Origin of the sequence: Acidovorax sp. SUPP950, assembly GCF_030158935.1 — a bacterium.
Classification (GTDB): Bacteria; Pseudomonadota; Gammaproteobacteria; order Burkholderiales; family Burkholderiaceae_C; genus Paracidovorax.
In genome coordinates, this window is record NZ_BQXE01000001.1 from 1332560 (window position 1) to 1353860 (window position 21301).

Consider the following 21301-nt stretch of genomic DNA (forward strand, 5'->3'; position numbering starts at 1 on the left):
AAACCATCAAACGGTGGCCGCTGCGGCCTTGAGGTCCTTCAGCGTCTGGGCCGTGACGGGGTCGCCACCGTTGTTGGTGACGTGGGTGTCCATGAACTCCTTGGTCAGGACGTTCTGCTCGAAGTCGCGCACCTGCTTGCGCGATGCCACGAACACGCGGTCGTAGGTGCCGTTGAGCACGTCGTGCTTGGCTTTAGCGCTCATGCCCTGGAACAGGCCTTCGTCGTACATCTTCTTGGTGGCTTCCCAGGTGCCGGTTTCCTTGGGCGCCAGCGTGTCGGAGCCGAAGCAGATGCGCTCGCTGTGCTTCTCGATGAAGCCGCGCCAGGCGGTGAGCGACTGGTCGTCCTTGCCGATCTGCTTGGCCACTTCGCTCCACGAGATGTCCAGGTTCAGGTTGGGGCAGTCCGCCAGCAGCTTCTCCAGCGCGTCCAGATGGCCCTCGCCCTGCTGCACGAAACGGCCCAGGCCGCCGCCGTGCGCCCAGACGATCTTGGTGTCCTGCACCCGCGGATCGCTGAACATCTTGCGCAGGCCTTCCAGGTTGGCCGGCGGGCGCGGTTCGGAGGCCTTGCCCTTGCCCTTGCTGTTGAACTCCTCGATCTGATCGTGCAGGTTGTCGATGTCGCAGTGCAGCACCACGGGCGTGCCGATGACCCCGGCCACTTCCATCAGCTTCGTGAGCGGCTCCATGCGCGGAGTCTGGGTGCTGGCCTGCAACCGGCCACCCGCGAACATGTCTTCCACCAGTTCCTTGTGAACCGTGATTTCACCGATGCCGGTGAAGGTGCCCTTGGTCTTGTACAGCTCGTGCAGCAGGCGGTCGCTCACGCGCGGGTCGCCCAGGTGCAGGCCGGTGATCATGGGGTCCAGGCGGCTGCGCTGCGCCTCGCTCATGCCGGAATTCTTGATGGCCGTGGCCAAGTCGGTGTTGACGGCCGTGTCCACGTACAGGATGGACGCATCGACGATCTCCTTGATCAGGCCCGGGTCCTTGCGGAAGTCGTCGATGTCCAGCTTGGGACGGCTGGCCAGTTCTTCGCTCGTGCGGCCGGCGAGCACGCGGTCTTCGATCTTCTTGGGCACGTAATAGAACTCGAGCGGGCCGCAATGGTGCGCGTGTTCTCCGCCGCCGATCTGTTCGGAGATTTCGTGGGGGTTGAGGGCCGTGGTCGCGCCATCGTCACCCGGCAGCTTGGCTTGCAGCAGCGAGGTGGGAATGGGCATCAAGGTGGTGTTGCGCACGCCGATCTCGTCCATCATCTTCAGCAGCTGCTCGGGGTTCAGGCCGCGCTGCACGTAGTTGGTGGGGTGCATGTGGCTATCGCTGTGCGCATCCAGCCCGCTCGACATGACGAAGCCCGGCACATCGAAGTGGTTGCCGTCCATGAGCGCCTCACCCGTCTTCGCGCTGTGAATGACCGCGCTGGAGTGCCGCTTGGCCACCAGCGCGTCGGGGCGCACGCTGCCATCGCCGAAGCGCTTCGGCTGGGTGACCACCATGCTGCTGCTGCGGGGAGGCACGGACGCTGACTTGCCCGAGCCGGTGAAGACGGAACGCAAGCCATCCAGCACGGAACTGCCGCTGAACTTGGACGACTTTTGCGTGGACGAACCCGCACCATCGTTTTTGGATTCGGACGGCTTGAGCAGCGGCGTGGTCACGGAAGCGGAAGACGAAGGCGATTTGACAGTGGTCATATAGATCTTTCAGTGGTTAATAAATAATCTGTTGGACTTATTAATTCTTAACCTCTGCTGCTTTTGCCTTGCCCAGCACCCGAAAGAAGCGACGGCGATGCGAACATTTGCCTTGCCAGGCGGAACTCCTGACGCATTAATCGTATATATGCCAGACCAAAGAAAATGCCGTTATCTGGCCGACCAGATAACGGCATTTTTAGCATCTCTCAATATGCGAGGCCATTCGAAAATGGCGAGAGAAAAGGCACTTAGCGAAGAAATTCCAAGCTACTTGTCCGCTTCGAATTCATCATTTTCGGACACCATCGGGATATAGGCGCGCACCCATTCCTTATCGTTCGACACGATTTTCCAGCTGTGGCCTTCGCCCTGGGTGTCCTCGGCCAGCAAGACCGTGCCGGGGGCCAGGCGGAAGGTGGAGCCATCGCTCACGCGAAACTCCAGCACGCCCTGCAGCGGCACCACGTATTGCCGGCGGGGCGCCGGGTGGGTGTTTTGCTCCCACGGCTCCACCGAGTTGCTCAACCAGAACTGCTGGCTGGGGATCTTGTGCAACGCCGGCACCGTGCCGCGGACGAAGGCGGCGTGGTGGTCCGGGGTGGAGTACAGCTTGATGGCGGGAATGCGTGCCGCCTCCTCGCCCGCCCAAGCGCCGGCACCGGTGACGGCGCCCGCCATCACCGCCATGGCCAGGGCCTTGCGGGCGGCCGGCATGCATCGTTTCATCAGGGGTCTCATAAAACCTGTTTCATCCTCGTTCATTCGGAAAAGAAGCCAAGGCACGCACCCCGTGTTGCCGGCAGGCGCCGCGGGTGCGCGGCCACGAAAAAGGGCCGGTCCCGCGCAGCGGTGTGCACGCGGGGCCCGGCCCTGGCCGCCCACGGCCCGAAGGCCATGGGGGAAAGGTTTACTGCTTGACGGCTTCGATCTGCGCCACGATGCGCACGTTCTTGGGGAAGCCGTACTGCACGCCGTAGTCGGCGCCGAACTGGGTGCGGTCGATGGTGGTCTCGAAGTCGCCGCCGCACACTTCACGCTTGAGCATGGGGCTTTGGTAGCAGGCGAACTGGTTGGCCTTGAAGGTCACGGGCTGGGTCTTGCCCTTGATGGTCAGGTCGCCGGCCACGGACACCAGCTTGTCGCCGTCGAACGTGAACTTGTCGCCCACGAACTTGGCCGTGGGGTACTTGGCGGCGTCGAAGATGTCGGCGCTTTGCAGGTGCTTGTCGAACGATGCCACGCCCGTGTTGATCGAGGTGATGTCGATCGTCAGTTCCACCTTGCCCGTCTTGGCGGCCTTGTCCAGCTGCACGGTGCCTTCCTTCTTGTCGAAGCGGCCGCGGTTCACGCTGGCGCCGAAGTGGCTGATCTCGAACGTGGCGAAGGTGTGGGTCGGGTCCACGGCATACGTGGCGGTCTGGGCCTGCACGGCGCCGGCGGCCAGGGTTGCAGCCACGGCGGCGAGGGCGAAGAGGGATTTGCGCATGTCGATATCTCCGGGTTGAAAAAACAGAAACGGGAACAAGAAACCAGAAACGGGGTTCAGCGGGCGAACGCCGAGGCTCAGAGCTTGTCCACGCCGGTCAGCGCGAGCTTGAACTTGACCTGCACGTCGTCGGCCACCATGGACGTATCGGCCCACTCGTTCTCGCCGATCTTGAAGGCCAGGCGCTTGATGGCGAAGGCACCGGTGGCCGTGGTGGTCGCGCCGCTCTGGGCCAGCGTTACGGGCACGGTGACGTCCTGCGTGGCGCCCTTGATGCTGAGCTTGCCAGCCACTTCGTATTTACCAGCGCCCACGGCCTTGATGGCGGTGGACTGGAACGTGGCCTGCGGGAACTTGGGCACGTTGAACCACGTGGCCTTGGGCAGTTCGGCGTCGGACTCCTTGACGCCCAGGGTGGCGCTGCCGGTATCGACGGTGAAGGCGATCTTGCTGGTGGCCAGCTTGGCCGGATCGAACGCGACCTGGGCATCAAACTTTTTGAACTTGCCTTCCACCGGCACGCCCATCTGCTTGCTCACGAAGGTGATCTCGCTTTGCTCGGGCACGAGCTTTTGCTGGGCCAATGCCGGTGCGGCCGCCAGCAGCGTGGTGGATGCCAGCGCGAGGCCAGCCAGCGTCATCGAATATTTCATGGACAGGACTCCGTCAGTCAACAACAAACCAAACATTCAGGAAGAACCGGCCGCGAGGCCGGGCACCCCGGCGCCTGCACGGCCAGCGAAACGATCGATCAGCCCCGGCCCGGCAGCATGCGCGACAGCAGCCCGTCGCGGTCGATGACCTGGTGCTTGACCACGGCCGCCACGTGCAGCACGACCAGCGCCGCCAGGGCATAGGCGGTGATTTCATGCCAGGGCTTGATGGCCTCGGCCAGCTCGGGGCTCACGGGCACGAAGCTGGGCAGCGGCAGCACGCCGAGGAACACGATGGGAAAGCCGGCCGCCGAGCTGTAGGCCCAGCCGACCAGCGGCACGATGAAAAAGAGCGCGTACATCAGGTGGTGCGTACCGTGGTGCGCGATGTGCTGCCAGCGGGGCATGGCCGCCTGCACGGCCGGCGGCAGCGCGGGAGGGCGGTGCGTGAGGCGCCAGATCAGTCGCAGGGTGGACAGCGCCAGGATCGTCACGCCGGCCCACTTGTGCCAGTTGTAGAGCTTCAGGCGCTGGGGCGAGAAAGGCAGGCCCGTCATGTACAACCCCACGGCGAAGATGCCGATGAGCGCCAGACCGAGGATCCAGTGCAGGGCGATGGCCGTGGCACCGTAGCGGGACGATCGTGGCAGAGAAGGTGTCATGGAGGGTGGTCTGGGTTTCGTGGGGTGGAATGCTGCGATGCAACACTCAGGCATGGCGCAGTGTAGATAGCCTTTTGTGCGCCAAGTTTCAATGGAATTGACGCAATGGTTCAAAAAATGTGAATGCTCAACCCGCCTGGGCGGCAGCGATGAAGGCACCCCCCGGGAGCGGTGAGCACAGCACGGGCTTGCAGCCCAGCCCGAAGACTACCCGCCCCATCGGGATCGGCCAAGCCCTCGACGAGGGGCCTGCGTGAAGGCCCTGGCCTGCTTGCCTTGGTCGGGCAAGCGCAAAAGAGCGAGAAACGCGAACGCAGCGCGGATCCCTCGGCAAAAAAATGGCCGCCGGCGCCGGGGCCTCCAGCGCGGGCAGCGATCCAAGCACGGGCCTTCCGGCGACGGATCGCGGGAAGGCCGTGTCGGGTGTCTGGCCCCAAGGCCACTCCCAGTCTGCCCGCGCCCCCGGTCTTCAGTCCTGGATGCGCGCGATGGCCGTGCCGGCCGCGTGGTAGCTGCCGGCCGCCGCGCTCAGCGCGATCGTGCCCGCGCGGTGCGCGGTGACCTGCATTTCCATCTTCATGGCTTCCATCACGGCGATCACGTCGCCCTTGGCCACGGTGTCGCCTTCGGCCACTTTCCAGGTCTGCAGCGTGCCGGCGATGGGGGCGCCGACGGCGGTGGGGTCCTGTTCCGCCTTGTCGCCGCCGCCCGCGCCCGGTGCAGCCGGGGCGCCGCCCGGCACGGACTGCAGGCCGCGCAGCAGCTCGGGCGGCAGGCCCAGGGAGACACGGCGTCCGTCGATCTCCATCGCGGTGCGGATCAGGGTGGTGTCGGCCACTGGCTCGGCGCGCAGGGCGGCGGCCAGGTCGGGAGCGAAATCGGTCTCGATCCAGCGGGTATGGACCTTGAAGCCGTCGCCGCCCACGAAATCCGGGTGGCCGATGACCGCGCGGTGGAACGGCAGCACCGAGGCCACGCCTTCGATCTTGAACTCGCGCAGCGCGCGCTGTGCGCGGGCGATCGCCTGCTCGCGCGTGGCGCCCGAGACGATGAGCTTGGCCATCAGCGAATCGAACGTGCCCGGCACCGTGGAGCCGGACTGCACGCCGCTGTCCACCCGCACGCCAGGGCCGGACGGCGCGGAGAACGCAACGACCGGGCCGGGCGTCGGCAGGAAGCCCCGGCCCACGTCTTCGGCGTTGATGCGGAACTCGATGGAATGGCCCAGCGGGCGCGGCGTTTCGGTGACGGCCAGGGGGTGGCCGTCGGCGATGCGCAACTGCTCCACCACGAGGTCGATGCCCGTCGTCTGCTCGGTCACGGGGTGCTCCACCTGCAGGCGCGTGTTCACTTCGAGGAACGAGATGGCGCCGCTGCCGCTGAGCAGAAACTCCACCGTGCCCGCGCTGGCGTAGCCCGCCTCGGCGCAGATGTCGTGCGCGGCCTGGTGGATGCGCGCGCGCTGGTCGTCAGAGAGGAAGGGCGCGGGCGCCTCTTCCACCAGCTTCTGGTTGCGCCGCTGCAGCGAGCAGTCGCGCGTGCCCAGCACCAGCACGTTGCCGTGGGTGTCGGCCAGCACTTGCGCCTCGATGTGGCGGGGCCGGTCGAGGAATTGCTCGACAAAGCACTCGCCGCGCCCGAAGGCGGTGACGGCCTCGCGCACGGCGGAGTCGTACAGCTCGGCCACTTCGTCCATGCGCCACGCGACCTTCATGCCGCGGCCGCCGCCGCCGAACGCGGCCTTGATGATGATGGGCAGGCCGTGCTGCTCGGCGAAGGCGATGACTTCGCTGGCGTCCTTGACGGGCTCGGAGGTGCCGGCCACCAGCGGCGCGCCGACCTTGAGCGCGATCTTGCGCGCCTCGACCTTGTCGCCCAGGCGCGCGATGGCCTCGGGCGAGGGGCCGATCCAGGTCAGGCCCGCGTCGATCACGGCCTGCGCGAACGCGGCGCTTTCCGACAGGAAGCCGTAGCCCGGGTGCACCGCGTCGGCGCCGCTGCGTTGGGCGACGGCCAGCAGCTTTTCGATGTTCAGGTAGGTGTCGGCAGGCCGGTCGCCATCCAGGCCGTAGGCCTCGCCCGCCATGCGGGCGTGCACGGCGTCGATGTCGGCATTGGCATAGACGGCCACGGAGGCCACGCCGTAGTCGGCGCAGGCGCGGGCGATTCGGACGGCGATCTCGCCACGGTTGGCAATGAGGACTTTTTTCATGTCAGGGGCTCGGTAATCGGTGTTCGGTAAGGGGGTGCTCGTTCAGGCCCGTCAGGCGGCAGCGCCGCGCGTGATGGCTTCGAATTCGCGGATCGGGTTGAAACGCACCCAGGCGTTGACCGGGATCTGGCCTGCGCGGTCCAGGTGGTGGGGCGCGACGGTGCCGATGACCGGATAGCCGCCCGTGAGCGGGTGGTCGGCCAGGAACAGCACGGGCTGGCCGCTCGGCGGCACCTGGATGGCGCCGATGCAGGTGCCTTCGCTGGGCAGCTCGCCGCCCACGGCACGCGCCAGGGGCTCGTCGCCCGCCAGGCGGATGCCCACGCGGTTGGACTGCGGCGTGACGCGCCAGCGCTGCGCCGCCAGCAGGGCGACGGCATCGGGCGTGAACCAGTCGGTGCGCGGGCCGAGCACCACGTCGAGCGTGATGTCTTCGTGCACCGTGGGCAGGCCGGCCGGCGGCACCTCGGGCGCGCCGACCACGGCGCTGCCCACCACGGGCCGCACGCCGAGCACGTCGCCGCCGGCCACCGCCGCCGGGCCCACGCGGGCCAGCGTGTCGGTGGCGCAGCTGCCCAGCACCGGCTGCACGGCGAAGCCGCCGCGCACCGCCACGTAGCAACGCGTGCCGGCCACCGGCTCGCCCACGGTGAGCGTGTCGCCGTCGCCCAGGGCGATGGGCTGGTAGTTCGGCACGGGCCAGCGCAGGCCGGCCGCGTTGGTGAGGGTCAGCGGTGCATCGGCGCCGGTCACGGCCACGACGGTGTCGCCGCGGCTGCGCAGCTGCAGGCCGCCGTTGACCGTCTCCAGGCAGGCGCCATCGGAGGCATTGCCGGCCAGGCGGTTGGCGGCCTTGCAGGCAGCCTGGTCCATGGCGCCCGAGGCCGACACGCCCTGGCCCGCCTGGCCGTGGCGGCCCACGTCCTGGAACAGGGTCTGCAGGCCGGCCGAGACCACTTCGAGCGCGTTGGCCGCCGGGGGCGCGGCGGGCGCCGGTGCGGGTTCAGCACCTTTTTGCCCGTCAGCGCATGTTTCACTAAGGCGTTCTGCTACATTTTTAGTAGCAATATCCACGAAGCGCACGCGGTCGCCGGGCTGCAGCAGCGCCGGCACGGGGCGCCCCAGGTCCCACATGGCCGTGGGCGTGGTGCCGATGATCTGCCAGCCGCCCGGGCTGGCCTGCGGATAGACGCCGCTGAAGGTGCCCGCCAGCCCCACCGCGCCCGCCGGGATGCGGGTGCGCGGCGTGGTGCGGCGCGGCACGTTCAGGCTGGGGTGGCCGCCGGTGAGGTAGCCGAAGCCCGGCGCGAAGCCGGTGAACGCCACGGTGTATTCGCTGCCCGTGTGGCGCGCGATCACCTCTTCGGGGGTGATGCCCAGCATGTGCGCCACTTCGGCCAGGTCTTCCCCGTCGTAGTGCACGGGGATCTCGATCAGCGTGGTGCTGCGCTCGGCCTGCGCGCTCACGTCGCGCCGGGCGATGGCGTCCACCAGCGCGGACAGCGACTGCACGGCGGGGCGGAAGTGGATGAGGATGGTGCGCGCGGCGGGCACCATTTCCTCGATGCCGTCGATGGGCTCGCGCCGCAGCGAGGCCAGCAGCGCCAGCGTCTGGTCGAGGTCGTCCAGCTCGACCATGACCGCATTCAGGTTGACGGGCAGAAAGCGCATCATGCGGGCTGCCCTGCGAACGACGTGATGGTCACGCCGGCCTGCTCAAAGCGCTGGCGCACCTGCTGCGCGATCGCGACGGCGTCGGGGCTGTCGCCGTGCACGCAGATCGAGTCGGCCCCGATGCGCACCTGGCTGCCGTCTATGGCCTCGATCACGCCGTCGGATACCAGGCGCAGCATGCGCTCGGCGATCAGCGCGGCGTCGTGCAGCACGGCGCCCTTTTCGCGGCGCGACACCAGCGTGCCGGCCGGGGTGTAGGCGCGGTCGGCAAAGGCTTCGGCCACCACGCGCAGGCCGGCGTCGCGCGCCCAGCCGATCAGCGGCGAGCCGGCCAGCGCCACCAGCACCAGGCGGTCGTCGATCTCGCGCAGGGCGGTGATCACGTCGCGCGCCTGGCGGGCGTCGTGGGCGATGGTGTTGTAGAGCGCGCCGTGGGGCTTCACGTAGCGCACTTCGGTGCCGGCGGCCTTGGCCAGGCCCTGCAGCGCGCCGATCTGGTAGATGACGTCGGCCACGAGGTCGGCGCTTTCCACGTCCATGTTGCGGCGACCGAAACCGACCAGATCGCGATAGGCCACGTGCGCCCCCACCACCACGCCGCGGGCCTGGGCCTCGCGCAGCGTGCGAAGGATGCCGGCGGCATCGCCGGCGTGGAAGCCGCAGGCCACGTTGGCGCTGCTCACGATGCCCAGCATGGCCGCGTCATCGCCCATGCGCCATGCGCCGAGGCTCTCGCCCAGGTCGCTGTTCAGATCCATTTTCATCGTCGTTCTCCTGGCGGTCGGTGCCGCCGATATCTCAAACCCGCGGGGCGCTGCGCGCAGCGCCCCGTCTATATGACCATGCCGGTCAATGCAATTGCCCGGCGGTTTCGCGAACGTCCTCGCGCACGGCCAGCGCCGTGCGGATGACGGCGCGCAGGGCCTGTGCCTGCGTGTCCAGCGCCACGCTGGGCGCGCCGCCACCCACGCGCGCGGCCTGCTCGGGCAGGTACGGCACGTGGATGAAGCCGCCGCGCGCAGGCGCCGCGGTGCCCGGCAGCGTGGCGGCGCCCGCGGCTTGCTGCGCCAGGCGGTGCATCAGCGCGTAGAAGATGTGGTTGCACACGAAGGTGCCCGCGGTGTTGGACACCGCGGCCGGCAGCCCTTCGGCGCGCAGGTCGCGCACGATCGCCTTGATGGGCAGCGTGGAAAAGTACGCCGCCGGGGCGCCCGGCACCACGGCGGTGTCCACCGGCTGCTGCCCGGCGTTGTCGGCAATGCGCGCATCGTCCAGGTTGATGGCCACGCGCTCCAGCGACACCTCGGCGCGGCCACCGGCCAGGCCCAGGCAGATCACCAGCGAGGGCCGCCACTGCGCCAGCGCCGCGTCGAGCGCCTGCGCGGCCTTGCCGAACACGCAGGGCAGCTGCACGGAGCGCACCGTGGCGTCCCCATGCTGCCAGCCGTCGAGCGCCCGCGCCACCTCCCACGAGGGGTTGACCGGATCGCGCTCGAAGGGCTCGAAGCCGGTGAGCAGCACAGTGTGGGGGGCGGCGTCGGACACGGGCGGCCTTTCTTCGGACTATCGGAACATCAGGAAGTACATCAGGAACACGTTGCAGGTGAGCAGCGCGAGGGCCGTCGGCACCTGTGCGCGGATCACCGCATTCTTGTCCGGAAGCTCCAGCAGCGCGGCGGGCACGATGTTGAAGTTGGCGGCCATCGGGGTCAGCAGCGTGCCGCAGTAGCCCGAGAGCATGCCGATCGCGGCCATCACGGCGGGGTCGCCGTGGTACACCCCCAGCAGGATCGGCACACCCACGCCGCCCGTCATGACGGGGAAGGCGGCGAAGCCGTTGCCCATGATGATGGTGAACAGCGCCATGCCGATCACGTACACGGCACAGGCCACGAAGCGGATGTCCATGTTGATGTAGCTGGTGGTGATGTACGCCACGGCCTTGCCCACGCCGGCATCGGAGAACACCAGGCCGAGCATGCCCAGCATCTGCGGCAGCACCAGGGCCCAGCCCAGCGCGTCGGTCAGGCGGCGCGATTCGCGCAGGCCCTGCACGGGGCTCTCGCGGGTCAGCCAGCAGGCCAGCGCCAGCGACAGCACGCAGCCCACGCCCAGGCTCACCAGGGTGGTGTTCTTGGGGTCGATCAGCGGCACGCCGCCCACGGTCAGGTGCTTGGCCGACAGCGTACCGATCATCGTGATGAGCGGAATCGCCAGCGCGGGAATGAACAGGCGGTTGCCCAGGCGCTTGGCGCTGGTCTGGTACTCGGCCGGGGTGCGGGGGGTATGCTTGCCCGCGCCTACGCCGCCGAAGCCGGCGATGAGCGCCATCACCACGGCGCCGGCGCCCACCCAGATGGGCGGCAGCAGGTCGCCGATGAGGAAGACCAGGGAATACAGCGCCCAGAACAGTCCGCTGGAAAAGCGCTTGGGGTTGTCACGGTCGGCCACGGTCATCACCGCGGTGATGGCCAGGATGGCGCCGACGAGGTAGTACAGGTGTTGGATGGTCAGTGTCATGTTCATGCTCCCTTGGCGCTGGAGAGGGTGCCGTCGCCATTGCCGTTGCCATTGCGGGCAGCGGTTTCGGCGGCGTGCGCGGCCAGTTCACGGGCCAGCACGCCGTCCAGGCGGTGCAGGCGCCAGGCGTGGATGGCGAACGCGCAGATCGCGGTCGGAATGCCCCACAGCGCGATGTGGATCGGTTCGACGTCGATGCCGGCCTCGTGCAGGAAGGTGGACATCAGCACGATGGCGCCGAAGGCCACGAAGATGTCTTCGCCGAAGAACAGGCCCACGTTGTCGGTGGCCGCCGAGAAGGCGCGCAGCTTGTGGCGGATGCGGTCGGGCAGCTTGCCGTAGCGCGCCTCGGTGGCGCCTTCGGCCATGGGGGCGAGCAGCGGGCGCACCATCTGGGGGTGGCCGCCCAGGCTGGTCAGGCCGATGGCGGCCGTGATCTGGCGGGCGCCCAGGTACACGATGAGCAGGCGGCCGGCAGTGGCCGACTTGATGCTGCTGATCCAGTTCTGCGCATGCTGGCGCAGGCCATGGCGCTCCAGCAGCCCGATCACCGCCAGGGGCAGCAGGATGATGAGCGGCAGGTTGCGCGTCTTGATGAAGCCGGTGCCGATGGTGGCCAGGATCTTGTCGATCGGAAATCCGGCGGCAAACGCCGTCGCGATGGCCGTGACGATCACCACCAGCATCGGGTTGAACCGCAGGATGAACCCCACGATGATGACCGCCACCCCGATGAGCGGCCACAGATTGACTACGTTTTGCATCTTGAACTTCCTTGAATACGTACAGCCCTGGCCGGTCCGGTGGTCGCGTGCGCCTCGCCGCCATTGGCGAAGAGGTGCGGACAACCGTAGGGCCCCACTGCCAGCCTGGCAGCGCGCGGGCAATGGGAGGTTGCTGCCCGAGCGCGGTCTGGACCGACACGGCATACAACGCAAATTGCATGCCAATCCATGAACAACAAATCGGGGATCAACCCTTGAAAAACTTCAAGTTGTTGAACAATCGATGCACCTTGAAGAGACAACCAGCACCAATTTGTTTCACGATTGGTCGATTTTGCCCAACAACAGGGCGGGCGACCGACCCGGACAAACCCTAGGAAAAGCGGTTAGAAAGCGGTATTCCACAGGGTGGATTCTTGCGAAGCAGGCCGATCTGCTACAAAGTGCGGAACCCCGATCCCGGCCTGCGCACACCGTGCCGCACGCCCACCCCCAACCGCCAGGCATGACCATCGAAACCCCCACGAACGCCCAGACCCTGAACGAACGCACGGCGGAGCTGATCCGCCAGAAGATCGTGAAGGGCGAGTTCTCGCCCGGCCAGCGGCTGTCCGAGGCCGCCTTGAGCGAAAGCCTGGAGATTTCGCGCAACACCCTGCGCGAGGTCTTTCGCCTGCTGACCAAGGAAGGCCTGGTCAAGTACGAGCCCAACCGCGGCGTCTCGGTGGCCATCCCGAGCATCGCCTCGATCATCGACATCTACCGCGTGCGCCGGCTCATCGAATGCCAGGCCATCGCCCAGGCCTACCCGCGCCACCCCGCCAAGAAGCACCTGCGCGAGGCGGTGGATTCGGCGGTGCGCTGCCGCGAGGCGGCCGACTGGCAGGGCGTGGGCACGGCCAACATGGAGTTCCACATGGCCATCGTGGAGCTGGCCGACAGCGAGCGCCTGAACGTGATGTTCTCGCATATCCTGGCCGAACTGCGGCTGGCCTTCGGGCTGCTGAACGACCCCGAGTTCCTGCACGCGCCGTACGTGGACATGAACGTGAAGATCGTCGATCTGTTCGAGGCGGGCAAGCTGCGCGAGGCCTCGGACCAGCTCAACGAGTACCTCGTGCACTCGGAGCGCATCGTGCTGGCGGTGTATGCCCGGCGCATCTCCGACACCCCGGAGCGCTGAACCGCCCCGGCCTTTTTTCCAGAGCCCCTTTTTCGTCCCCCTCCCCTTTCCCCTTGCACACCATGAGCGCACAAACCCCCTCCATCGTCTACGGCACCGAAGACCTGCTGATCAGCCTCTGCAACTCGGTGACCCGGGTGCTCAGCGTGGCCACGCAGAGCCCCATCCACTACTCCGGCATGGTCCAGCGCATCACCAAGACCTGCCTGCGCCCCGACATCGGCTGCTTCGTGCTGTTCGACGGCGGATTCTCGGGCCTGGTGATCATCAATTTCTCGAAGGAAGCGGCGATGGAGCTCTACCAGAGCTACCTGCTGAGCATGGGCATGTCCAAGGACGACCTGGCCAGCTCCTACACCTCGGACGAGGTGTCGAACGTGATGGGCGAGCTGATGAACCAGGTGGTGGGCGACTTCACCGGCAAGGTGCGCCGCGAGCTGCAGACCCACATCACGCAGAACCAGCCCAAGATGCTGGCGCTGAACAAGCAGGTGATGCTGAGCGTGGACGCCAACCTGGACAAGCCCGAGGCGCGCCGCGTGACCTTCTACACGGCCAGCAACCACATCTTCTATCTGGAGCTGGCGATCGACCGCACCGAGTTCATCAAGCTCGTCGATTTCGAGCCGCAGGAAGCCCCCGATCCCGACGCGCTGATCGCCCAGGCCGGTGAGCCCAAGGCCGCGGCCCCGGTGCCGGCCGCCGCGTCGTCCAGCGACACGGACGACCTGCTCAAGTCGCTGGGCATGTGACGGCGGGGCGGGCCGATGCGGTGGCAGGCCACGAAGGCACCGCCGCCGAGATGCTATTTAATTGATAGCAACACGCCCTAGTTGAAATTGCGCTGGAGGCCTTTTCCGCCCCAGGCCTTGCCACAGCGTTGCGCGCCGGCATCACCCGGTTCGCGCCGCCCGTGACCGCGCGCGGCCGCCGGCGCACAATGCGCCGACCCTTCACTGCCCCCGCACTCCGCAATGACCTCCCTTCCGGCGCCCGGACACGCGCCCGCTGCCCGCGGCTTCGCCGCCCGATCCGCCCTGATGATCGCCGCGCTGGGGGTGGTGTTCGGCGACATCGGCACCTCGCCGCTCTACGCCTTCAAGGAATGCCTGAACCCCGAACACGGCGTGGCGCTGGACCGCGCCGCGGTGCTGGGCCTGCTGTCGCTGGTGCTGTGGGGCCTGATGCTGGTGGTCACCCTCAAGTACGTGGTGTTCGTGCTGCGCGCCGACCACGACGGCGAGGGCGGCATCCTGGCGCTGCAGGGCCTGGCCGCGCAGGCGCTGGAGCGCGGCGGCGCCCGCCCGTGGGCGTGGAAGGCCGTCGCCGGGCTGGGCCTGGTCGGCGCGGCCATGTTCTATGGCGACAGCCTCATCACGCCGGCCATCTCGGTGCTGTCGGCGGTCGAGGGGCTGGAGGTGGCCACGCCGGTGTTCAAGCCCTACGTGGTGCCCATCACGCTGCTGGTGCTGATCGGCCTGTTCCTCGTGCAGCGCCGGGGCACCGAATCGGTGGGCCGCGTGTTCGGGCCGGTGATGGTGCTGTGGTTCGGCGTGCTGGCGGTGTCCGGCCTTTGGCAGATCACGCAGAACCCGCACGTGCTGGAGGCCATCGACCCGCGCTGGGCGGTGCAGTTCCTGGCCACGCACCCAGCGCAGTCGCTGGCGGTGCTGGGCGCGGTGTTCCTCGCGTTCACGGGTGGCGAGGCGCTGTATGCCGACATGGGCCATTTCGGCGCCACACCCATCCGGCTGGCGTGGCTGTTCATCGCGCTGCCGTCGCTGGTGCTCAACTACTTCGGCCAGGGCGCGCTGGTGCTGGCCAACCCCGCGGCCATCGACAACCCGTTCTTCCGGCTCTTTCCCCCCTGGGCCACCGTGCCCGTGGTGGTGCTGGCCGCCTGCGCCACCGTCATCGCCTCGCAGGCGGTGATCTCGGGCGCGTTCTCCATGACGGCGCACGCCATCCGCATGGGCTACCTGCCGCGCATGCGCATCGTGCAGACCTCGGGTACCGCCATCGGCCAGATCTACCTGCCCACGATGAACTGGCTGCTCATGGCGGGCGTGCTGCTGCTGGTGCTGGCCTTTCGCAGCTCCAGCGCGCTGTCGGCCGCCTACGGCATCGCGGTGTCGCTCACCATGCTCACCACCACCTTGCTGGCCGGCGTGGTCGCGCTGCGGCTGTGGCGCTGGAACCCGCTGGCCGTGGGCCTGGGCGTGGGCTGCTTCGCGCTGGTGGACGTGACCTTCATCGTGGCCAACAGCCTGAAGATCGCCGACGGCGGCTGGCTGACCCTGGCGGTGGCGGCGCTGGTCATGTTCGTCTTCACCACCTGGGCCAAGGGCCGGCGCGTGGCCGAGCAGGCGGCGGCGCAGGAGCGCATGCCGCTCGCCCCCTTCATCGAGGCCCTGGCGCACGGCATGCCGCACCGCGTGCGCGGCACCGCCGTGTTCATGACCGCCGACGCCGACAGCGTGCCCCACGCGCTGCTGCACAACCTCAAGCACAACCAGGTGCTGCATGAGCGCGTGGTGGTGCTGGCCGTGCGCACCCGCCCGGTGCCGCGCGTGCCGGCCGCCGATCGCCTGAACGCCCAGGAACTGGGCCACGGCGTGTGGTGCGTGACCGCCAGCCACGGGTTCATGGAGCGGCCGGACGTGCCCGAATACCTGCGCCTGCTGGCCTACCAGAAGGGCCTGCACATCGAGTCCATGTCCACCTCGTACTTCACCTCGCGCGCCTCGCTGGGCACGGGCCGGCTCGAAGGGCTGGGCGCCCTGCGCAAGGCCGTGTTCGGATCGCTGCAGCGCAACGCGGCGCGCGCGTCCGACTACTTCCGGCTGCCGGACAACCGCCTGATCGAGATCGGCCGCCGTGCGAGCTGACGCCCGGCCCTCCCCTCGGCTGTCCGCCCCGCTGCGCCGCCTGGCGCGCGCCGCCGTGCTGGCGGCCCTCGGCACCGCGGCCCTCGCCGCGCCGGCCGCCCGCGCGGCCACCGACACCGATCCCGACACGCCGCTGCCTTTCAAGCTGACCACGGGCCTCTACCAAGTGTCCGGCGGCGGCCTGCCCTCGGGGCCCGGGCTGGACGTGAACCTGCGCTACACCCGTGGCGACGACCACTGGTGGGTGGGCGCGTTCCGCTCGCCCGCGCTGGGCTTTTCCATGCCGCGCGCGGGGTGGGACCGCACCGTGGCCTTCGGCGACTGGCGGGTGCTGCCCTCGGTGCAGATCGCCTCGGGCGGCTTCGTCGGCGGCAGCCTGGCCTTGGAGACCGGCACCACCTGGGTGGTGGGCGCGGGCCTGGGGCGCACCAACCTGCGCAACTACGCCAACCTCAACTTCGACCCCAACGACGCCTACAGCGTGTACGGCAGCCACCGCTTCACCAGCGGCGACACCCTGGCGCTGCAACTGGTGCGCGACAACCGGCAGAACCCCGACCAGCAGAACCTGCACCTCGTGTGGCGCAGCCCGCGGCCGGGCGGCCAGCGGCTCACCGTGGACCTGCTGGCCAAGCAGGGCACGGTGGACGGCCGGTTCATCCGCCGCGCCGGCCTGTCGGTAGGCTACGACTGGCCCGAGTGGTTCGTGCGCGCCGCATGGGACCCGCAGGTCAACTTCACGCCGCAGAACATGCTGCGGCTGTCCACCGGGGTGCGGTTCTAGCGCCAGCGCTGCACCCACCGGGGCCCGCACGCCGTGGCGCTCAGCCCTCGAACTGCGGATGCGTCTGCCGGATGCGCGCCATGGCGATGCCGGCCGCGGCGGTGCGCGTTTCCACGCCCAGCTTCACGTACACGCGCTCCAGGTGCTTCTTGACCGTGGCGGGGCTGGCGCCCAGGATGTCGCCGATGTCGCGGTTGGTCTTGCCCTTGACGAGCCAGTACAGCACCTCGGCCTCGCGGGCGGTGAGCTTGAACGACAGGCCCATGGCTTCGATCACGGCGGCGTCGGACACCTCGCGCATCACGATCAGCCAGTCGCCGCCGCCTTCGCTGTCACCGGTCTGCTGGTGCAGGCTGAACGACAGGCGGCGCGCGCCCTGCTCCACCACCAGGCGCGGCGGCTCCAGCTGCTGCACGGCCAGATCGGCCAGGCGGGGCAGCTGCGCCTGCAGCCACTCGGTGACCGGCGCGGGCGCGAAGGCCGGCACCGGCACGGCCTCGCCCGCCGCGCCGGTGGCCGCACCGCCACCGAAGTAGCCGTGCAGCAGCTCGCGCGCCAGGGCGGTCTGCCACATGAGCCGGCCGTCGCTCGCGCGCACGGTGATGCTGGCGTAGCCGAAGGCGTCGAGCGCGTTGCGCGCCTGGCCGGCCTGGCGGATCTCCTGGCGGGCACGGCGCGCGCCCTGCAGGTGCACGTTCATGCGCGCGAGCACCTCCTTGGGCTTGATGGGCTTGGTCACGTAGTCGACGCCGCCCGCGTCCAGCGCGGCGACCAGGTGCTCGGTCTCGGTCAGGCCGGTCATGAAGATGATGGGGATGTGCGCGGTGGCCGGCAGGCCTTTCAGCCGCCGCGCGACCTCGAAGCCGTCCATGCCCGGCATCATCGCGTCGAGCAGCACCACGTCGGGCAGCGCCTGCGCCGCGCGCGACAGCGCGGTCTCGCCATTGGTGGCCACGAGCACGGTGTAGCCGGATTCGTCGAGCGCGTCGTGCAGCACGGCGAGGTTGTCGGGCACGTCGTCCACGATCAGCACCACGTCGGCGCGGGTGCGGTCGAGCGCCTGCGCGGTGGCATCCAGGGGCAGCGCATCGGTGGGGAGCATGGCGGTCGCGGTCATGGGGAAGGAGGATGGGATGCGGCGGCCTCGGCCACCATGCGGGCGATGGCCTCGAAACGGAACTGCCGCGCATGGTCGCGCGCCTCGCCCACCCAGGCCGCGCAGCCGGGCTGCGCGGCCTCGATGGCGCCCAGCTGGTTGAGCACGCCGCGGTAGTAGCCCAGCTCGACGGCTTCGGACAGGGCCGGCAGGCGGGACGGGTCGGGCAGCGCATCGGCGGCGGGACCCCGGGGCGGCTCCGAGGTCGGGCCCGGAGCGAGTGGCGCGGACGGCGCCGGCCCATCCTCGATCCAGACGAGGGCCAGGCGCCGCTCCAGCCAGTCCAGCAATTCGCTGTGGCGCACGGGCTTGACGATGAAATCCTCGGGGCGGATGCCCCCATCGTTCTCCAGCCCCTTGTCGAAGGCGTTGGCGGAGACCACGGCGATGTGCGCGGGCGCCTGCGCGCCTTGCACGGCGGCTTCGAGCTGGCGCAGGCGGCGGATGGTCTCCCAGCCGTCGATGCCCGGCATGGCGAGGTCCATGAACACCGCATCGGGCCGGTAGCCGGCCGCGATCAGGTCCAGCGCGTCGTGGCCGCTGGCGGCGGTGCGCAGGGTGAAGCCCAGCGGCGCGAGCAGTTGCACCAGCAGCTCGCGGTCGGCCTCTTCGTTGTCCACCACCAGCAGGCGGCGGCGCGGGCCGGCGTAGCCCCGGCGCGGCGCGCGCAGGCGCGCGGGGCCCAGGGCCTCGCCCACTGCGCCCGGGTGCACCTCGGGCAGGAACAGGCGGATGCGGAACAGCGCGCCCGCGCCCGGCGTGCTGGTCACCGTCATCTCGCCGCCCATCAGTTCGGTGAGCATCTTGGCGATGGTGAGCCCCAGGCCCGCGCCGGGCGCGGCGCCCTGGCTGCTGGCCGCGCCACGCGCGAAGGGCTCGAAGATGCTGGCGCGCTCGGCCTCAGTCAGGCCCGGGCCGCTGTCCTCGATCTCGATCAGGGCCAGCTCGCGCGCGTGCCGCACCGCCAGCCGCACATGGCCGCTGGCGGTGAACTTGATGGCGTTGCCGATGAGGTTGATGAGGATCTGGCGCACGCGCTTGTCGTCGCCACGCACCCACTCGGGCCAGGTGCCCTGCGGCTCAAAGCGGAACGCCAGCCCCTTGGCGCGCGCCTGCGGCTCGAACATGTCGCACATCTCGTGCAGGCAGTCGGCAAAGCGCATGGGCCGCACCTGCAGCGTGAGCTTGCCGCTTTCGATGCGGGCGATGTCCAGCGTGCCTTCGATGAGCGACAGCAAATGCTCGCCGCCGCGGCGGATCACGCTCACGGCCTGCTGGCGGTGCGGCGGCACGGCGGCGTCCTCGCCCATGAGCTGGGCATAGCCCAGGATGCTGTTGAGCGGCGTGCGCAGCTCGTGGCTGATGGCGCTGATGTAGCGGCTCTTGGCCTGGTTGGCCTGGTCGGCCAGCAGCCGGGCGCCCTCGGCCTCCTCGCGCGCTTCCTCGGCCACGCCGCGTGCCTGCTCGGCCTGCGAGCGCGCGTGCTCGGCGATGCGGCGGGCCTCCTGCAGGGCCTGGTCGGTCTGGCGGTGCAGGTGGATCTCGCGCTGCAGCAGGTGGGTCTGGCGGTTGGATTCCTCCTGCGCGACCTTGCGGCTCTTGTGCGCCAGCACCAGCCACCACGCCACGATGCCCGAGATGACCAGCAGCGCCAGATAGGCCTTGAGCAGCCCCGAGCGCAGCGCGGCATGCGTGCCCGGCACGGCGGCGGTGCCCGGGCCGCTGTCGGGCGCCAGGGGGGTGAGCGTCTGCAGCTCCTGGTGGTAGAACAGCCCGAACACCGCGGCCAGCAGCGGGGCGATCACCAGCATCAGCAGCAGGAAGTGGCCCAGGCCCGTGTCGAGCATGCGCCACACCCGCCGCGGCAGCACCCAGCGCAGGGCCGCGCTCCATTGCACGGCCAGGTGCGCGTGGGGCTTGCACATGTCGCCGCAGCGCGCATCCAGCGTGCAGCACAGCGAGCAGATGGTGCCGCGGTAGGCGGGGCATTGCGCCATGTCGGGCGCCTCGTACTCGCGCTCGCACACCACGCAGCGCTGCACCGCCCAGGCCCCGGGCGTGCCCACGGCCGGCGCCTGGGCACCGGCGGGCCGGGCCAGGTAATAGCGCCCGCGCGTGGCCCAGGCGATGAGCGGCGCCGCGACGAAGGCCGTCACCATGGCGATCACGGCCGAGAACGCCTGCGCCAGCGGCCCGAACAGCCCCAGGTGCGCCACGATGGACAGCCCCGAAGCCAGCGCCATGGCCCCCACGCCCACCGGGTTGATGTCGTACAGGTGCGCGCGTTTGAACTCGATGCCCCGGGGCGACAGGCCCAGCGGCTTGTTCACCACCAGGTCGGCCACTACCGCCATCATCCAGGCGATGGCGAGGTTGGAATACAGCCCCAGCACCTGCCCCAGCGCCTTGAACACGTTCATCTCCATGAGCATGAACGCGATGAGCGTGTTGAACACCACCCACACCACCCGCCCCGGGTGGCTGTGCGTCAGGCGCGAGAAGAAATTGCTCCACGCCAGCGAGCCGGCGTAGGCATTGGTCACGTTGATCTTGATCTGCGAGACGACGACGAACAGCGCCGTGGCCGCCACCGCCCAACCGTAGTGCGGGAACACGTATTCGTACGCCGCCAGGTACATCTGGTTCGGGTCCACCGCGCGCTCCACCGGCACCATGTGGCTGATCGCCAGGTACGCCAGCAGCGCGCCGCCCAGCATCTTGACCACGCCCAGCACCACCCAGCCCGGCCCGCCGGCCAGCACCCCGAGCCACCAGCGCCAGCGGTTGGCCGGCGTGCGCGCGGGCATGAAGCGCAGGTAATCGGCCTGCTCGCCCATCTGGGTGATGAGGGCGATGCCCACGGTGAGCGCCGCACCAAACAAGGGCAGATTGAACGTGGAGACCGCACCGGATTCACCGCCGTAGTGCACCACCCCGGTGAATGCACCAGGATCGCGCACCAGCACGTACACGAACGGCACCACCAGCATCACCAGCCACAGCGGCTGCGTCCAGACCTGCAGCCGGCTGATGGCCGACACCCCGTGCGTGACCAGCGGGATCACCGCCAGCGCGCAGATGAGGTAGCCCCAGCGCGGCGGGATGTCCAGCGCCAGCTCCAGCGCATAGGCCATCACGGCCGCCTCCAGTGCGAAGAAGATGAAGGTGAAGGTGGCGTAGATCAGCGAGGTGATGGTCGAGCCGATGTAGCCAAAGCCCGCCCCGCGCGTGAGCAGGTCCATGTCCACGCCGTAGCGCGCGGCGTACACGCTGATCGGCAGACCCGCCAGGAAGATGATGAGCCCCGTGGCCACGATGGCCCAGAAGGCGTTCAAAAAGCCGTACTGCACCAGCAGCGTGGCGCCCACCGCCTCCAGGACCAGGAACGAGGCCGCGCCGAACGCCGTGTTGGCCACCCGCCATTCGGACCAGCGCCGAAAGCGCTGCGGCGTGAAGCGCAGCGCGTAGTCCTCCATCGTCTCGGTGGCGACCCAGCTGTTGTAGTCGCGGCGCACCTTCACCACCTGCTGCGGCACGGCGGCCAGGTGGTCGGCGGGCGCCGGCGAAGAAGGGGCCGGCGAAGGGGCCGCGGGGGCGGTGGCGGGGCTGGCGGGCGTCATGGGGGCAGGGGCGCGGGGTGCAGGTTCCATGCCA

At 69.0% G+C, this 21301-nt stretch carries 17 protein-coding genes; 4 read left to right on the top strand and 13 right to left on the bottom strand.

Going from position 1 to position 21301, the window contains the following annotated elements:
• Positions 1-6: 6 nt before the first annotated feature.
• From AVME950_RS06240 to AVME950_RS06290, 11 genes are all read right to left on the bottom strand, one after another.
• Positions 7-1701: an amidohydrolase family protein gene (locus AVME950_RS06240; protein ID WP_284429140.1), complete on the bottom strand. Its 1695-nt coding sequence runs from the start codon at positions 1699-1701 to the stop codon at positions 7-9.
• A gap of 270 nt (positions 1702-1971) precedes the next feature.
• Positions 1972-2430 carry a cupin domain-containing protein gene (locus AVME950_RS06245; protein WP_284429141.1) on the bottom strand — a complete coding sequence of 153 codons (459 nt, stop codon included), beginning with the start codon at positions 2428-2430 and terminating at the stop codon, positions 1972-1974.
• 181 nt (positions 2431-2611) lie between these two features.
• Entirely contained in the window at positions 2612-3190 is a 579-nt protein-coding gene (locus tag AVME950_RS06250; RefSeq protein WP_284429142.1) for a YceI family protein, read from the bottom strand.
• A 77-nt stretch (positions 3191-3267) separates the two neighbouring features.
• The gene (locus tag AVME950_RS06255) at positions 3268-3843 is read right to left on the bottom strand and encodes a YceI family protein (protein ID WP_284429143.1); all 576 of its coding nucleotides are present in this window, start codon (positions 3841-3843) and stop codon (positions 3268-3270) included.
• Positions 3844-3941: 98 nt separating this feature from the next.
• Entirely contained in the window at positions 3942-4505 is a 564-nt protein-coding gene (locus tag AVME950_RS06260) for a cytochrome b (RefSeq protein WP_284429144.1), read from the bottom strand.
• Between the two features lie 469 nt (positions 4506-4974).
• Entirely contained in the window at positions 4975-6717 is a 1743-nt protein-coding gene (locus AVME950_RS06265; RefSeq protein ID WP_284429145.1) for an acetyl/propionyl/methylcrotonyl-CoA carboxylase subunit alpha, read from the bottom strand.
• A 51-nt stretch (positions 6718-6768) separates the two neighbouring features.
• Positions 6769-8388 (bottom strand): 5-oxoprolinase subunit PxpB, encoded by a 1620-nt coding sequence (gene pxpB, locus AVME950_RS06270; protein ID WP_284429584.1) that lies wholly within the window; start codon positions 8386-8388, stop codon positions 6769-6771.
• Positions 8388-9155 carry a LamB/YcsF family protein gene (locus AVME950_RS06275; RefSeq protein WP_284407592.1) on the bottom strand — a complete coding sequence of 256 codons (768 nt, stop codon included), beginning with the start codon at positions 9153-9155 and terminating at the stop codon, positions 8388-8390. Before AVME950_RS06275 ends, pxpB begins: the two co-directional genes overlap by 1 nt.
• 85 nt (positions 9156-9240) lie before the next feature.
• Positions 9241-9936, bottom strand: a complete 696-nt coding sequence (gene pcp / locus AVME950_RS06280) for a pyroglutamyl-peptidase I (protein WP_284429146.1) — start codon at positions 9934-9936, stop codon at positions 9241-9243.
• A gap of 18 nt (positions 9937-9954) precedes the next feature.
• The gene (locus AVME950_RS06285) at positions 9955-10911 is read right to left on the bottom strand and encodes a DUF979 domain-containing protein (protein ID WP_272564729.1); all 957 of its coding nucleotides are present in this window, start codon (positions 10909-10911) and stop codon (positions 9955-9957) included.
• Between the two features lie 2 nt (positions 10912-10913).
• On the bottom strand, positions 10914-11675 hold the full coding sequence (locus AVME950_RS06290) for a DUF969 domain-containing protein (protein WP_284429147.1): 762 nt from the start codon (positions 11673-11675) through the stop codon (positions 10914-10916).
• 466 nt (positions 11676-12141) lie between these two features.
• Here AVME950_RS06290 and AVME950_RS06295 point away from each other — a divergent pair, with 466 nt between their 5' ends.
• The 4 genes from AVME950_RS06295 (at position 12142) to AVME950_RS06310 (ending at position 16491) form a co-directional block, all read left to right on the top strand.
• Positions 12142-12819, top strand: coding sequence for a GntR family transcriptional regulator (locus AVME950_RS06295; protein WP_284429148.1), 678 nt, complete (start codon positions 12142-12144; stop codon positions 12817-12819).
• A 62-nt stretch (positions 12820-12881) separates the two neighbouring features.
• The gene (locus AVME950_RS06300) at positions 12882-13571 is read left to right on the top strand and encodes a DUF3334 family protein (RefSeq protein ID WP_284402360.1); all 690 of its coding nucleotides are present in this window, start codon (positions 12882-12884) and stop codon (positions 13569-13571) included.
• 222 nt (positions 13572-13793) lie between these two features.
• On the top strand, positions 13794-15707 hold the full coding sequence (locus tag AVME950_RS06305) for a potassium transporter Kup (RefSeq protein WP_502869367.1): 1914 nt from the start codon (positions 13794-13796) through the stop codon (positions 15705-15707).
• Positions 15697-16491, top strand: a complete 795-nt coding sequence (locus AVME950_RS06310) for a hypothetical protein (protein WP_284429149.1) — start codon at positions 15697-15699, stop codon at positions 16489-16491. The genes AVME950_RS06305 and AVME950_RS06310 overlap by 11 nt, the downstream gene beginning before the upstream one ends.
• A 40-nt stretch (positions 16492-16531) precedes the next feature.
• Here the strand turns inward: AVME950_RS06310 and AVME950_RS06315 are convergent, their stop codons facing one another.
• Positions 16532-17593, bottom strand: a complete 1062-nt coding sequence (locus AVME950_RS06315; RefSeq protein WP_502869380.1) for a response regulator — start codon at positions 17591-17593, stop codon at positions 16532-16534.
• Between the two features lie 11 nt (positions 17594-17604).
• Positions 17605-21267: a hybrid sensor histidine kinase/response regulator gene (locus AVME950_RS06320; protein WP_284429151.1), complete on the bottom strand. Its 3663-nt coding sequence runs from the start codon at positions 21265-21267 to the stop codon at positions 17605-17607.
• Positions 21268-21301 lie beyond the last annotated feature (34 nt).